This window comes from Halobacterium jilantaiense (assembly GCF_900110535.1).
Classification (GTDB): Archaea; Halobacteriota; Halobacteria; order Halobacteriales; family Halobacteriaceae; genus Halobacterium; species Halobacterium jilantaiense.
Genome location: NZ_FOJA01000001.1, coordinates 2024745 through 2038960, shown reverse-complemented (window position 1 = coordinate 2038960; position 14216 = coordinate 2024745). Strand labels below are relative to the sequence as shown.

The 14216-nt window shown below is 69.3% G+C and carries 13 protein-coding genes; 2 read left to right on the top strand and 11 right to left on the bottom strand.

Annotated features, from left to right (window positions below; all coding sequences use genetic code 11):
• Window positions 1–73: 73 nt before the first annotated feature.
• Together prf1 and BMW35_RS10445 are read left to right on the top strand one after the other, a co-directional pair.
• Window positions 74–1324 (top strand): peptide chain release factor aRF-1, encoded by a 1251-nt coding sequence (gene prf1 / locus BMW35_RS10450; RefSeq protein WP_089669384.1) that lies wholly within the window; start codon window positions 74–76, stop codon window positions 1322–1324.
• A 101-nt stretch (window positions 1325–1425) separates the two neighbouring features.
• Window positions 1426–1809, top strand: coding sequence for an Ig-like domain-containing protein (locus BMW35_RS10445; protein WP_143052187.1), 384 nt, complete (start codon window positions 1426–1428; stop codon window positions 1807–1809).
• A 1-nt stretch (window position 1810) separates the two neighbouring features.
• Here the strand turns inward: BMW35_RS10445 and fer are convergent, their stop codons facing one another.
• The 11 genes from fer to BMW35_RS10390 all read right to left on the bottom strand — a co-directional run bounded on the left by fer (window position 1811) and on the right by BMW35_RS10390 (window position 14215).
• Window positions 1811–2473: a ferredoxin Fer gene (gene fer, locus BMW35_RS10440; protein ID WP_089669382.1), complete on the bottom strand. Its 663-nt coding sequence runs from the start codon at window positions 2471–2473 to the stop codon at window positions 1811–1813.
• 64 nt (window positions 2474–2537) lie between these two features.
• Window positions 2538–3608 carry an SDR family oxidoreductase gene (locus BMW35_RS10435; RefSeq protein ID WP_089670408.1) on the bottom strand — a complete coding sequence of 357 codons (1071 nt, stop codon included), beginning with the start codon at window positions 3606–3608 and terminating at the stop codon, window positions 2538–2540.
• Window positions 3605–5161: a succinic semialdehyde dehydrogenase gene (locus BMW35_RS10430; RefSeq protein WP_089669381.1), complete on the bottom strand. Its 1557-nt coding sequence runs from the start codon at window positions 5159–5161 to the stop codon at window positions 3605–3607. Before BMW35_RS10430 ends, BMW35_RS10435 begins: the two co-directional genes overlap by 4 nt.
• 47 nt (window positions 5162–5208) lie before the next feature.
• On the bottom strand, window positions 5209–5601 hold the full coding sequence (locus BMW35_RS10425) for a DUF6276 family protein (protein ID WP_089669380.1): 393 nt from the start codon (window positions 5599–5601) through the stop codon (window positions 5209–5211).
• Between the two features lie 165 nt (window positions 5602–5766).
• On the bottom strand, window positions 5767–6462 hold the full coding sequence (locus BMW35_RS10420; RefSeq protein WP_089669379.1) for a V-type ATP synthase subunit D: 696 nt from the start codon (window positions 6460–6462) through the stop codon (window positions 5767–5769).
• Between the two features lie 57 nt (window positions 6463–6519).
• Window positions 6520–7566, bottom strand: coding sequence for a Brp/Blh family beta-carotene 15,15'-dioxygenase (locus BMW35_RS10415; RefSeq protein WP_245708164.1), 1047 nt, complete (start codon window positions 7564–7566; stop codon window positions 6520–6522).
• The gene (locus BMW35_RS10410; protein WP_089669378.1) at window positions 7542–8255 is read right to left on the bottom strand and encodes a lycopene cyclase domain-containing protein; all 714 of its coding nucleotides are present in this window, start codon (window positions 8253–8255) and stop codon (window positions 7542–7544) included. The genes BMW35_RS10415 and BMW35_RS10410 overlap by 25 nt, the downstream gene beginning before the upstream one ends.
• 159 nt (window positions 8256–8414) lie before the next feature.
• Window positions 8415–9176 carry a bacteriorhodopsin gene (locus BMW35_RS10405; RefSeq protein ID WP_089669377.1) on the bottom strand — a complete coding sequence of 254 codons (762 nt, stop codon included), beginning with the start codon at window positions 9174–9176 and terminating at the stop codon, window positions 8415–8417.
• A 72-nt stretch (window positions 9177–9248) separates the two neighbouring features.
• Window positions 9249–10898, bottom strand: coding sequence for a bacterio-opsin activator domain-containing protein (locus tag BMW35_RS10400; RefSeq protein ID WP_089669376.1), 1650 nt, complete (start codon window positions 10896–10898; stop codon window positions 9249–9251).
• 144 nt (window positions 10899–11042) lie between these two features.
• Window positions 11043–12455, bottom strand: a complete 1413-nt coding sequence (locus BMW35_RS10395) for an ATP synthase subunit B (protein ID WP_089669375.1) — start codon at window positions 12453–12455, stop codon at window positions 11043–11045.
• Window positions 12456–12457: 2 nt separating this feature from the next.
• Window positions 12458–14215, bottom strand: coding sequence for an ATP synthase subunit A (locus BMW35_RS10390; RefSeq protein ID WP_089669374.1), 1758 nt, complete (start codon window positions 14213–14215; stop codon window positions 12458–12460).
• Window position 14216: the final 1 nt, after the last annotated feature.

The window sequence follows — 14216 nt, the reverse complement described above, 5'->3', positions numbered from 1 at the left end:
GCTGCTGGCACCCGGCACCGCCGGCCTCGGAGGGTCAAAGCTTACTTACCGGCTGGTCGGCTACTTTAGTGCAATGAGCGAGCAAGAGGAGGTACCGTCCGAGGACCGACGCAAGTACGAGTTCCGGAAGGTCATCGAGGAGCTCAAGGACTACGAGGGCAGCGGCACCCAACTGGTCACCATCTACATTCCTCCGGAGCGGCAGGTCTCCGACGTCGTCGCACACGTCACCCAGGAGCACTCGGAAGCCTCCAACATCAAGTCCAAGCAGACGCGGACGGCGGTCCAGGACGCGCTGACGTCCATCAAGGACCGGCTGCGGTACTACGACACGTTCCCGCCGGACAACGGCATGGTCATCTTCTCCGGCGCGGTCGACTCCGGCGGCGGTCAGACCGACATGGTCACCGAAGTCCTCGAATCGCCGCCCCAGCCCATCGAGTCGTTCCGCTACCACTGCGACTCGGCGTTCCTCACCGAACCCCTCGAAGAGATGCTCGGGGACAAGGGGCTGTACGGCCTCATCGTCCTCGACCGCCGCGAGGCGAACGTCGGCTGGCTGAAGGGCAAGCGCGTCGTCCCCGTGAAGTCCGCCGAGTCGCTGGTCCCCGGCAAGCAGCGGAAGGGTGGCCAGTCCGCACAGCGGTTCGCCCGCCTGCGGCTGGAGGCCATCGACAACTTCTATCAGGAGGTCGCGGGGATGGCCGACGATCTCTTCGTCGCCAAGCGCCACGAACTCGACGGCATCCTCGTCGGCGGTCCCTCGCCGACGAAAGACGAGTTCCTCGACGGCGACTACCTCCACCACGAACTCCGGGACAAAGTCCTCGGGAAGTTCGACGTCTCCTACACCGACGAGTCCGGGCTGTCGGACCTCGTCGACGCCGGGCAGGACGCGCTCGCGGAAGCCGACCTGATGGACGACAAGTCCGACATGGAGGAGTTCTTCGAGGAGCTCAACGGCGGCGACCAGGCCACGTACGGCTTCGAGCCGACCCGCGAGAACCTCATCATGGGCTCGGTCGACCGGCTGCTCGTCTCCGAGGACCTCCGCGAGGACGTCGTCGTCTACGAGTGCCCGAACGAACACGAGGAGTACGAGACCGTCGACCGCCGGAACTCCAGTCCCGACCACACCTGCACGGAGTGCGGCGAGGACGCCGAGGAAGTCGAGCGCGAGGACGCCATCGACCACCTGATGGAGATCGCCGACCAGCGCGGCACGGAGACCCACTTCATCTCCACGGACTTCGAGAAGGGCGAACAGCTCCTGACGGCGTTCGGCGGCTACGCGGGCCTCCTCCGGTACCGGACCGGCGTGTAAGGACGGCGACCCCGTCTCTTTCCACCTCGCTGCGAACTGACCGCGAGCGACGCTTCGACGCCGACACAAGACACATTACCGAGCCGAGCGCCGAGATAATTGTGAACGAGGTATCACGTCGTGCGGTGGTGGCGGCGGCCGGCACCGCGTTGACCGCCGGCTCGGGGTGCCTGTTCGGGTCCGCTCACCGCGGCCGCGCCGACTCCGTCTCCGGGAAGGTGACCAACGACGCGACGGAACAGCGGACGGTCACGGCCCGGCTCGTGACGAGCGGCGGCGGGGCCGACCTCGAGGAGACCTACGAACTCGGGGACTACGAGACGGCCGAATTCGAGGTCCAAGAGCCCGACGACGACTACACGCTGGCCGTCGAGGCGAACGACGGCGTCGCCGGCGAGACCGACTGGGACGTGACCCCCTGTTCGAACCACGTGAGCGTCGCGGTTGGCGGCGAAGGCGTCGAGTTCCGGTTCACGCAGTGCTGACTCAGTCGTCGGCGTGCGCTTGCTCGAAGGGGTACGGCGGGAGCCGGAGTTCGTCGAGCCCCGGGAGGTGTTTGACGTTGTAGACGACCCGGAGGTCACTGGACAGCGGGACGCCGTTGCAGGACAGCCGGAACCCCTGTCCGGTGAGGTCCTCGGTGAGGATGTGGTCGGTCGGCATCGAGAGTTCGCCGGCGGTGACCGCGACCGCGCAGTTCGCGCACGCGCCGCCGCGGCACGCGTACGGCCACGCCCAGCCGCGGCGCTCGGCGGCCTCCAGCAGTGACTCGCCGGGTTCGACCGTGAACTCGCCGTGGTCGATGGGGTCGAGGTCGGCGGCCGCCGCCTTCTCGAAGAGGTCGGCGTCGCCGAGACTCCAGCCGGCGTCGGCGAGCGCGTCGTAGTTCAAGTACTCGACGCGCGTCTCGGCGGACTCGGGCCGCCGGTCGAAGCCGTCGGACTCGGGGTCGGTCTCTACGTCGCTCTCAGCGAACGTCTCGGCGTCGCCGGACTCGATGGACTCGTAGGCGGCCCTGACGACCTGGAAGGCCTCCAGCGACCCGCCCTGGTCGGGGTGGGTCTCCATCACGCGGCGGCGGTACGCTCGCTCGACCGCCTCGTCGTCGGCGTCCGGGTCGACGCCGAGAATCTCGAACGGGGAGTCCACAGTCGGGATTGGGTGCAGAGCCGGATAAGCGTCACCGCTGGGGCTGGCGTCGCCGGAGTCGTCGCTACGTCATCGCCGCGCTGCCGACCTCGGGGTGCTCGCGGGCGTACGCCGCGAGCACGTCGACGTAGCTCTCGAAGGCCGGACACGAGACGCCGGACCCGGCGAGGTCGCGGCGGGTGTTCGGCGCGACGTACGTCGTCGGGTGCGTGAAGTAGTCGAGGGCCTCCGGGGGGATGCCGGCCAGCGAGCGCCCGAACTCGGTCCCGAGGAGGCGCTTCGCGAGGTCGAGCGTGGCCGGAATCGGGAGCACCCGGGTGTCGGTGACGTCGGCGAGCACCCGCGTGAGTTCGGGAATCGTCGGCGGGTTCGCGTCGCAGAGCTGGTAGACGGTGTCCGCGTCGCCGTGCTCGCTGAGGTGGTCGATGGCGTCGACGACGAAGTTCCGGGGGACGACGTTCAGTTCGGTGCCGGCCCGCCCCGGGAACGCCGGGAGCGGCGCGACGCCGGGGCAGCGCTGGAGCCACCGCATGACGAAGTACGGCCCGTCGTACTTCTGGGTCTCGCCGGTCTCGCTGTCTCCGACCGTGATGGCGGGCCGGTAGACGGTCGCCGGCAGGCCGTCGGCCATCCGGTCCTGCACGAGCACCTCGGCCTCGAACTTCGTCGCCTCGTAGTGGTTGTTGAACGACTGCCCGACGTCGAGGTCGTCTGGCCCGAAGACGCCGTCGTGGCGGCCGCTGACGTAGCAGGTGCTGACGTAGTGCAGGCGGTCGAGGTCGCAGTTCTCGGCGACGTCGAGGACGTGTCTGGTGCCGTCGACGTTGACGGCTTCGCCGACCGCGCGGTCGACCGCCAGGTCGTAGACGGCCGCGAGGTGGAACAGCTCGTCAGTCTCCGCCAGAATCGTCTCGCGGGCGTCGTCGGAGAGGCCGAGCCCGGGCTCCGTGATGTCGCCCTCGTAGAGTTCGATGGCGTCCTGCCAGTCGTCGCCCGCGATCTCTGCCGCCCGGGATTCCGCGGCGTCCCGGAACTTCGGCTGGACGAGACAGCGGACCGTCTCCCGGCGGTCGAGCAGCCGGTCGACGAGCGCCGACCCCAGAAAGCCCGGGAAGCCGGTGAGGAAGACGCTCACCGCGCCCACCCCGGGAGCCGCCCGAGCAGCCGTAGCCCGCCGGACATCGCCTTCGCCCAGAGCGCCTGCGGAAGCGGCCCGGGGTCGATGCGGAGGCCGCGCTGGACCGCGACGGTCTGGGCTTCCGTGAACCGCAGCAGGCCCTCGTCGCCGTGCCGCCGGCCGACCCCGGAGTCGCCCATCCCGCCCATCGGAGCGTCGATAGACGCCCACGCGGCCGCGTACCCCTCGTTGACGTTCACTGTCCCGCAGTCGATTCGCTGGCCCACCGCCGCGCCGCGCTCGGGGTCGCTCGTCCAGACGGACGCGTTCAGGCCGTACTCCGAGTCGTTCGCGCGCTCGATTGCCGCCTCCGTGCTGTCAACCCGGTACAGCGAGGCGACGGGCCCGAACGTCTCCTCGTCGAAGGCAGTCATCTCCGGCGTGACCCCCTCCAGTACGGTGGGTTCGTAGAAGTACGGGCCGAGGTCGGGGCGCTCACGGCCACCGGCGAGCACGTCAGCGCCCTTCTCGACGGCGTCCTCGACGTGCTCGACGGTCTTCCGCAACTGCGCCTCGTTCTGGAGGCTGCCGACCTCGGGGCCGTACGAGAACCCGCCGCCGAGCCGGAGGTCGCGGGCGGCCGCGACGAACGCGTCCCGGAACTCGTCGTAGATGTCGTCGTGGACGTAGAGGCGTTCGGTGCTGATGCAGAGCTGGCCCGCGTTCGCGTAGCAGGCCCGGGCCGCGCCCCTCGCCGCCTTCTCGGGGTCGGCGTCGTCGAGGACGAGCAGGGGGTTCTTCCCGCCGAGTTCCAGCGAGCAGTCCACGAGATTCCGGCCCGCAGCGGCCGCGACTTCCCGGCCTGCGCGCGTCGACCCCGTGAACGCCACGTAGTCGACGTGGTCGACGAGCGCCGCGCCGACGCGCTCGCCCTCCCCGGAGACGACCTGGAACAGCTCGGGCGGCAGGCCCGCGTCCACGAGCAGTCGGCGGGCCAGCAGCGCGACGTGCGTTGTCTGCTCGGCGGGCTTGAGCACGACGCCGTTGCCGGCCGCCAGCGCGGGCAGCGCGTCCGAGATGGCGAGCGTGACGGGGTAGTTCCACGGCGAGATGATGCCCACGACGCCCTTCGGGTGGCGGTGGACGGTCGCCTTCGTGAGCCCCGGAAGCACGCCGCGGCGGCCCTCGCTGGCGAGCAGGTCGTCGGCGACGGTCGCGTAGTGGTCGGCGGTCGCCGCCACGTCCAGCACCTCCTCGAAGGCGTCCCGCCGGGACTTCCCGGCCTCCAGTTGCGCGAGGTCCAGCACGTCGGCCTGAGCGTCGAGCACCCGGTCGGCGTACCGGTCGAGGACGGCGGTCCGCTCCTCGACGGGTCGCTCGGCCCACGCCTCCTGCGCCGTCTCGACGCGCTCGACCGCGGCCTCGATGTCCGCCTCGGTGCCCGCGGGAATCTCCGCGAGTTCATCGCCCGTGTACGGTGCTTCGACCGAGATACTGGCGCGGTCCCCAGTGACGACGAGGTCGTCGCGCAAGCCGGCCAGCCGGTCGGCGTCAGCCCACTCAGTGTCCATGTACTGACGGTCGGCGGCCAGCCCCCTAACTGCTGGCCTGCCGGCACTCAGATGAGCTGTTCGAGTTGCGTGCGGCGTCGAGTCACGTCGAGTTCCGGGTCGACTGTGTCGTCCGCGGCGACCCGGTCCAAGAAGAGGAGAACGTCGACGCCCCGGCGCTCCGCGATGTCGGCGACGGCATCGGCGTCCTGCCGGTGGAGCACGAGCCGGTCGAGGAGCGCGAGCAGGCTCGCCAGCACGGCGGCCGTCTCGCCGTCGTCGGGGAACGCCTCGCTCGCGCGGGAGAAGTCGGGGTACTCGGCGACGGTGTCGTCGCTCGGCGCGACCCGGAGACAGTGCGTGCAGACGGTGGCGCTCGCCCGGTCGTCGGGCAGGTGCTCGCGGACAGCGTCGGGAACGGGGAACGCCAGGAGGTCAGCGCCGCAGTTCGGACAGTCCATGGCTCGCACGACGGCCGGCGGGCCCCTAAGTGGCGCGGGCCGACGTGGTGGTCGGCGGTCGCTGCTCGCGGCCACGTCGACACGAACCAGCTGGTTTCGACTGCAGCAGACGGAGAGAGTTCCAGAAAGCAACTCGAACGGGCCGGGCGAGTGCAGCGAGTGGTACTAGTCGTCGGCCGGCGCGTCTTCCTCGCCGAGGTAGTAGGCGTCGGCCGCCTCGTCTTCCTCTTCCTCGTCCTCCTCTTTCTTCGCTTTGACCTTCTTCATGCGGAAGATCTCCTCGCGTTCCTGCTCCTCGAGTTTCTGCTCGATGTACTCCTGGCCGTCGTACAGTTCGGGCAGGAGCTTGAACTCCAGAGCGTTCACGCGGCGCTTGGTCGTCTCGATTTCCGTGAGCATCTTCTTCATCGCGGTCTCGACCTCCGCCGCGAGCACGATGGACTCCAGCAGGTCCTCGTAGGCCTCGGCGGCCTCGTCGATGCGGGCGCTCGTCCCGAGAATGCCGTAGCCGCGCTCGTCGAGGCTCTTGCTGACCTTCGTGGACTCGATCTGAGGGACGACGACGCCCATGATGTTCCGGGACTCGACGGTGATTTCGGGGTGCTCTTCGAGGGCGGCGGCAGCGCCGCGGACGGCGATGTCGCCCTCCATCGCGCGCGCCATGTTGATCTTCTTCTGGGCCGTCTGGTAGTCGCCCTCGAGGTCCTCCCGGACGTCCTGTGCCTGGTCGAGGATGTCCATGAACTCCATGATGAGGCCGTCGCGCTTCTGTTCGAGCGTGTCGTGGCCTCGCTCGGAGAGTTCGATGCGGTCCTCGATCTCCATGAGGTTCTTCCGGGTGGGCTTGATGTCCTGGGCCATACTGGTCTCTTGGAGCGGTGTTCGCCCTGCGGGGAGGTAAACGTTTTCAGTCCCGCTTCAGAGCACGCCCTGCGCGCGGTCCATCAACGTCACCACGACGACGTGCGGGAGCGTCAGCACCGCAATCAGGACGAGGTAGAGCGCGGCACCGCCCTCCAGCGTGGTCGGAGGGTCCGGCACCGCGACCCAGAGTCCACCGACGAGTGCGAGCGCGACCGCCGTCAGGGGAGCCGCCTCTTTCCCGAAGCGCGCGAGCGGCCCGAGCACGTCGCCCGCACGCAGCGACGGCCGCACCGAGTCGTCGACGGCGATGGCGCGCGCGGCGTGCCGCACCGAGTGCCAGACGCAGAAGTAGACGCCGACCGCGAACACCGGCGGGACGACGTAGAAGAACGCCCACAGCGCCAGCGTCTCGGCGGCGTCCACGCGCCACGCCCGCGGATTCCGGGTGCGCCGTCGCCCAACTGCGAGTACGCCGACGGTGAGCGCGGCGAATCCGACGCCGAGCCCGAGTCGGACCGCCGGGTCGAACAGCGCGAGCGCGGCGACGTCGTCGGCGCTCGCACCGAACGGAGCCGCGAACGCCGCGACGACCGCCCGGTAGCGCTCGGGGTGGCCGAGCAGCGGGACGAGCATCGGGAGGCCGCCGCGCACGAGCAGCGTCCCCGCGCGTCGCGTGCGCGTGTCGAGGTAGTCCGTATCCAGGAACTCCAGCAGCGGGTAGAGGTCGCCCTGTCCCCAGTGCAGCCACGTGATTGCGACGAACGCGAGCGCGGCGGCCACCGGGAACGCGAACCACGTCGCGGCGTACGCGCCGCCGAGGACGAGGTAGAGAACGCCGACGGCCGCGAGCCAGCGGCCCGACACCTCGCCGTCGACGGCTCGCGGGAGCGCGACGTAGTCGATGGCACCGTGGGGCATCCCGAACAGCACCGCGCTCGCCACCAGCGGCGCGTACCGGACCGTCGGCGACAGCTCGACGCCCGCGAGCACAGGCACTGCGGTGAGCGCGACGGCGAGCCAGCCGACAGCGAGCGCCGGGCCCGCGAGCGTGGCTCGCTCCCGGGAGCCGAGGGCGGTCAGCGCCACCGCGCGACCACCCACGCGTAGAGAACCAGCCCCTGTGTCACGAAGACGTTCGTCACGAGGAAGAACGCGCCCTCCTCGACCGGCAGCCCGAGGACGGACAGGCCGGTCGTGTACTGGTCGGCGAGCACCCAGATGCCGTCCGCGATGGCCCACTGGTCGATGGTGGACAGGTAGAGGGTCGGGACGGCGACGGCGACGCCGTACAGCCGGCGGCGCGCCCAGAGGTACCGCCAGCCGACCGCCCACTGGAGCGCGAGCACGGGCGCGGCCCACGCGAGGATGGCACCCAGATAGAACGTGGCGTCACGAGCGAGGAACGCGACGCCGACGGCGGCGACGAGGACGCCGGCGAGCAGGCCGGCAGCGGCGTCGCGGCGCGTCGGCAGGAAGTCGGGGTCGTCGCGGACCGGCAGCGACTGCACCCAGAGTCCCGTCAGTAGCGTCTGCGCGGCGACGAAGATGTACTCCTCGACGGGCGCGTGCCAGAGCGACGCCGCCACGGTGCCGTCGCCGTACCACCAGACGCCGCGCGCGACGAGGTAGTTGTCCCAGGGCGTCGTGTACACCATCGCGAGCACGACCAGCACCCCGATGCCGCCCAGGCGGCGGTAGTCACCGTCCCAGCGAGCGACGCGGAGCGCGGCGAGCACCGCGAGCGGCGGCAGAACGAACGCCGCGAGGAACGCCACGTACGTCGTCGTCACCGGCCACGCCTCCGGTGCTGTCCGCCGGGCGTCTCCCGAAGAGACCGGCTCCCGGAGCGGGTCACGGTGCGAGCGGCGGCGGTTCGTGTCACTGTCGGCTCGTGTTTCGCGCGCACGTCGAAAAGATTGGCGAGTCCACTCGACCCTCGCCGGGGCACGTCAGGCGTCCGCGGGCTGGCCGCCGGTGGGTGCCTCCCGACGAGTCTCGGCCGCGTCGAGGATGCTGTGACTGCGCAGCAGGATGTAGCCGAACCCGACCTTCGCGGTGAGGTCCAGCACCATGAAGCCGGCCGTCTCGACGCCGATGCCGACGGCGGAGAGGCCCTCGGTGCCGACCAGCCACCACACCGGGTAGACCAGCCACAGCACGAGAATCATGTTTCTGAGCGTCCCGAACGTTCCCCGGGCGTCACTCGACAGCGACTTCGCCTGCGAGGTCAGCGACCCGAACAGGATGTACAGTAGCACCAGCAGGAAGCCCGTGCTGATGCCCCACCAGACGAGGCGCGCGCCCTCGGTCCCGATTGCGTCGGTTCCGGCACCGGTCAGCGTCGCGACGGCACCGGTCCCGATCATCAGCACGTCGAGGCCGACGAGGGTCGCGATGGTGTTCCGGTCTGCGCCCGCGAGCAGGCCGAGGTCGTACAGCAACAGCGGGGTAGTGAACAGCCAGTCCGTGTACCGCGCCCAGTAGATGGGGAGTTCCTCCCCGGCGACTGTCACGGTTGTCAAGCCGTATCCGAGCGCCATCGCCAGATAGTTCGCGAACGCGATTGCCGTGATGAAGATCGTGGCGATGTAGAACTTCTGTCGTCGTTCGTTCTCGATACCCCACCCTCGGGCGATGAAGTACACCATCCCGAGGAACATTCCAGCCGTCCCGAGCCACAGCCACGTCGATTCAGTGCCTGGTGCTGCCATGGTCCAACCGGTAGTTGGGATGAACACGTCGTAAGCGTGACAGCCCAAATTTCCGGTATCGCCGCGGTTGCTTCAAGTGAGGGTGTCGTCGAGGTCGTCGCACTCGATGGCGGCACCGACGAGCTTCCGGAGCGCCGCCCGCCGGTGCTGGTGGAACGTCGACGGCGACAGCCCCATCGAGTCCGCTAGCTCGGCTCCGGAGACGTCCCGGGTCGAATCGAAGAACCCCGCGGCGTACGCCCGCTTGAGGACCACGCGCTGGCGCTCGGTCAGGTCGTCGGCGACCGACGCCAGCGCTGCGCGCTCGCTGGACGGCGGTGAGGCGTGCTCCTGGATGGCGGCGAGCTCCGCACCCGGACAGCGGTCCTCGACGACGTCGGTGAGCGACCGCGGGTCGGCGTCTCCGGGCGCGTCCAGAACCAGCTCCGCATCGTCGGGGGTCGCCTCGATGGCGTCGACGTCGACGCCGCGCTCGGCCAGCGCCGCGACCAGCGACGAGTCCAGCACCTCGAACGCCAGCAGCGTGCCGTTGGAGTGGTCGGCGACCAGCGACGACGCGCGGACGCCGTCGACCTCGTCCGCGAGTCCACCCGGGTCCCCGTCGAACGCCGAGGCGTCGAACAGGAGCGTGAGCGAGCCGTCGGTCCGCTCGGCACCGACGTACTCCAAGTCGCAGTCGGCGGCCGCCGCCAGGTCGGTGACGAACCACGTCGCGGACGAGAGGTCGTAGGTGAGTTCCGTGCGCTCGTCGGTCTCCACGCGCCGGTGGCTCTCCACCGCGTTGATGCCAGTGGCGGTCGCGCGGCCGATGGCGCGCAACACCACGCGCTCGTGGTCGTCGAACGCCTCGGTGGTGGCACAGATACAGAGCACGCCGTAGGTCGAGTCGTGGTACGTCAGCGGGACGACCGCCATCGACTCGAACCGACTCGGCAGCGCCACTCCGGGAAGCCCGCCGCCCGTCGACGCGTCGACCACCTGGACGGTGTCGGTCTCGACGGCGCGCACCGCCGGGTCGTCGTCGCCGAGCGACACCTCGAAGTCCGTCAACTCCGTGCCGTCCCCGGCCACCGCGACGGCCGGCTTCACGGCCTCCGACGCGTAGTCGTACTCGCCGATCCACGCGAACGCGTACGAATCGCCGCTGCTGACGCGCCGGCAGACCGCCCGCTGGAGACCCTCTCGCGTGGTCGCCTGAACGAGCGCCGTCGTCACATCCCCCAGCAGGCCGTTCACGCGGTCGAGAACGCGCGCCAGGGTCGCGCGCTCGTCACGCAGGCCGTGCGCCCGCTCGCGGGCGGCGCGCTCGGCGAGCACCCGGCGAGTCACGTCTGTCTGGAACCCGACGTAGTTCGTCACCGCGCCGTCCTCGTAGATGGGCGCGACCTCCACCCGGTTCCAGAACTCCGTGCCGTCCTTCCGGTAGTTCCGGAGTTCCACGGAGACGCGCTCGCCGGCGTCGATGGCGCGCCGCATCTCCGCCACCGGCTCCTCGCGGGTGTCCGGCCCCTGAAGCAAGCGGCAGTTCCGCCCGATGACCTCCTCGCGGCTGTACCCCGTCAACCGCTCGTAGGCGTCGTTGACGTACACCAGCGGATTGTCCGGCAGCGACGGGTCCGAGATGGTGATGCCGACCGGTGCTTCGTCCATCGCGCGCTCCTTCAGCGATTCGTCTACGTCGACAGCGCGTGCAGCCTCGCGAACCGACTCGGGCTCGGTCACGCCACCACCCGGAACCGCGCTCGACGACCCACAGCCGTGCGTGTCACTGACTCACGTTAGAAGCGAAGCGACAAGTGCGTTTGGCCGACGCGTCGCTCCGCGGCGGACCGAAAGAGAGAACTGAGAGAACGTCGGGTGCCGCAGTCAGTCGGCGGTCGCGGCTTCCTCGGTCTCGTCCTCGACGTAGTACTCGTCGATGAGGTCCTCGTCGACGCGGTTCAGCTCGGCCTTCGGGAACATCGACAGCAGCTCCCAGCCGAGGTCCAGCGTCTCCTCGATGTCGCGGCTCGTCTTGAAGCCCTGGTCGACGAACTCCGCCTCGAAGCGATCCGCGAAGTCCAGGTAGCGGTTGTCCCGCTCGCTCAGGGCCTCGCGGCCGACGATGTTCACGAGGTCGCGGAGCTCCTCGCCCTCCGCGTACGCCGCGTACAGCTGGTCGGAGACGTCGCCGTGGTCGTCCCGCGTCAGCCCCTCGCCGATACCGTCGTCCATCAGGCGGGAGAGGCTCGGCAGGACGTTCACGGGCGGCGTCACGCCCTGGCTGTTCAGGTCGCGGTTCATCATAATCTGACCCTCGGTGATGTACCCGGTGAGGTCCGGAATCGGGTGCGTGTCGTCGTCACCCGGCATCGTGAGGATGGGAATCTGGGTGACAGACCCCTCCTCGCCCTCGATGCGGCCGGCGCGCTCGTAGAGCTGCGCCAGGTCCGTGTACATGTAGCCGGGGTAGCCACGTCGACCCGGCACCTCCTCGCGCGCCGCGCCGATCTCGCGGAGCGCCTCGCAGTAGTTCGTCATGTCCGTCAGGATGACGAGGACGTGGTAGTCCTTCTCGAACGCGAGGTACTCCGCCGTGGTCAGCGCCATCCGCGGCGTGACCGTCCGCTCGACGGCCGGGTCGTCAGCGAGGTTCATGAAGACCACGGAGCGCTCCAGCGCACCGGTGCGCTCGAAGTCCTCCATGAACTCGTTGGCTTCCTCCGCCGTGATACCCATCGCGCCGAAGACGACGGCGAACTCACTGCCCTCGCCGCCCTCTTCTTCCTCCTCCGGCACGGACGCCTGTCGCGCAATCTGGAGCGCGAGGTCGCTGTGCGGCAGCCCGGACCCGGAGAAGATGGGGAGTTTCTGCCCGCGGACCAGCGTGTTCATGCCGTCGATGGCGGACACGCCGGTCTGGATGAACTCCTCGGGGTACTCGCGAGCGTGCGGGTTGATTGCTTCGCCGACGATGTCGAGTCGCTCGTCGGGGACGATGTCGGGACCGCCGTCGATGGGGTTGCCGGACCCGTCCAGCACGCGCCCGAGGAGGTCCTCGGTCACGGGCATCTTCAGGGTCTCGCCGAGGAACCGCACCGAGGCGTCCTGCCCGATGCCCTCGGTGCCCTCGAAGACCTGGATGGCGACGAAGCCCTGACTGGACTCCAGCACCTGTCCGCGCTTGACTTCGCCGTCCGGCGTCTCGATCTCGACGATCTCGTCGTACCCGATTGGCTCGTCGGTCTCGACGTACACCAGCGGGCCGCTGACTTCGGTGATCGTCTGGTACTCTTTCATTGTCAGTAGAGCTCCCGGAGCTGTTCGCTAATCTGCTGTTCGATCTCCTCGACCTCCGCCTCGTACTCGTCGTCGGGCGTCGTGCCGAGGCGGTTCAGGCGGGGCGCGGCGTCGATGGCCGTAATCTCGTCGACCGGGACGCCGGCCTCCAGCGCCTCGAAGGCCTCGTCGTGGAACGACTTGATACCCGAGAGGATGGCGTACGTCTTCTCCGGCGGGCAGTAGCGGTCCACGTCGTGGAGCGCGTTCTGCTGGAGCCACGCCTCGCGGATGTAGCGTGCGACCTCGAGGGTGAGCTGCTGGTCTTCCGGCAGCGCGTCCTTGCCGACGAGCTGCACGATCTCCTCCAGTTCGGACTCCTCGTCGAGGATGTCGACGGCCCACTGGCGCTGCTCCGACCAGTCGCTGACGACGTTCTCCTCGAAGTGCGGGTCGAGCTGGTCCTTGTACAGGCTGTAGGACTCGTCCCAGTTGATCGCCGGGAAGTGCCGGCGCTCTGCCAGGTCGGAGTCCAGCGCCCAGAACGTCTTCACGATACGCAGCGTGTTCTGGGTGACGGGCTCGGAGAAGTCACCGCCCGGCGGGCTGACCGCGCCGATGACGGAGATGGAGCCCTCGGTGCCGTTCTGGTTCTCGAAGTAGCCGGCGCGCTCGTAGAACTGCGAGAGCCGCGCGGCCAGGTAGGCCGGGTAGCCCTCCTCGCCGGGCATCTCTTCGAGCCGGGAGGAGATCTCGCGCATCGCCTCGGCCCACCGCGAGGTGGAGTCGGCCATCAGGGCCACGTCGTACCCCATGTCGCGGTAGTACTCGCCGATGGTGATACCCGTGTAGATGCAGGACTCGCGGGCCGCGACCGGCATGTTGGACGTGTTCGCAATGAGACACGTCCGAGCCATCAGCGGGTTCCCGGTCTGCGGGTCGGGCAGCTCCGGGAAGTCCTCGATGACCTCGGTCATCTCGTTGCCGCGCTCACCGCAGCCGATGTAGACGACGATGTCCGCGTCCGCGAACTTTGCCAGGGACTGCTGGGTGACCGTCTTCCCGGAGCCGAACGGCCCCGGAATCGCGGCCGTCCCGCCCTTCGCGAGCGGGAACAGGCCGTCGAGGATGCGCTGGCCGGACACCAGCGGCTCCGTCGGCGTCTGCTTCTCGACGGTCGGCCGCTGGCGGCGCACCGGCCACTCCTGGTGCATCGCGATCTCCTCGCCGGTGTCCAGCTCGACGACCGTCTCCTCGACGGTGAACGACCCGGACTCGACGCTCACGACCTCGCCGCCCTCGCTTCGGGGCGGGACGAGGACCTTGTGCTCGATGCTGACGGTCTCGTCGACGCTGCCGACGACGTCGCCGGCCTCGACCTCGTCGCCCTCCTCGACGGCGGGCTCGAAGTCCCACTCCTTCTCCAGGTCGATGCCGGGCGCGTCGACGCCGCGGTCGAGGAACGCCCCCATCTCGTCTTCGAGGACGTCCAGCGGGCGCTGGACGCCGTCGTAGATGGAGTCCAGCATGCCCGGACCCAGGTCCACGGTGAGCGGCTCGCCCGTGTTCTCGACGGGCTCGCCCGGCCCGATGCCGGACGTCTCCTCGTACACCTGGATGGTGGTTACGTCGCCCTCTATCTCGATGACCTCGCCCATCAGACCCTCGTCGCCCACGTAGACGACGTCGTTCATCTGGGCGTCGAGGTCCGTGGCGGTCACGACCGGACCGCTCACGCTCTCGATCTCGCCGGTGTCGGTGATTGTCTCTGCTTGACTCATT

Bases quoted from the DNA above. Each gene is read 5' to 3' on its own strand.
- prf1 (WP_089669384.1), top strand. From the start codon at position 74: ATGAGCGAGCAAGAGGAGGTACCGTCCGAGGACCGACGCAAGTACGAG.
- BMW35_RS10430 (WP_089669381.1), bottom strand. From the start codon at position 5,161: ATGGACACTGAGTGGGCTGACGCCGACCGGCTGGCCGGCTTGCGCGAC.
- BMW35_RS10425 (WP_089669380.1), bottom strand. From the start codon at position 5,601: ATGGACTGTCCGAACTGCGGCGCTGACCTCCTGGCGTTCCCCGTTCCC.
- BMW35_RS10420 (WP_089669379.1), bottom strand. From the start codon at position 6,462: ATGGCCCAGGACATCAAGCCCACCCGGAAGAACCTCATGGAGATCGAG.
- BMW35_RS10405 (WP_089669377.1), bottom strand. From the start codon at position 9,176: ATGGCAGCACCAGGCACTGAATCGACGTGGCTGTGGCTCGGGACGGCT.
- BMW35_RS10395 (WP_089669375.1), bottom strand. From the start codon at position 12,455: ATGAAAGAGTACCAGACGATCACCGAAGTCAGCGGCCCGCTGGTGTAC.
- BMW35_RS10390 (WP_089669374.1), bottom strand. From the start codon at position 14,215: ATGAGTCAAGCAGAGACAATCACCGACACCGGCGAGATCGAGAGCGTG.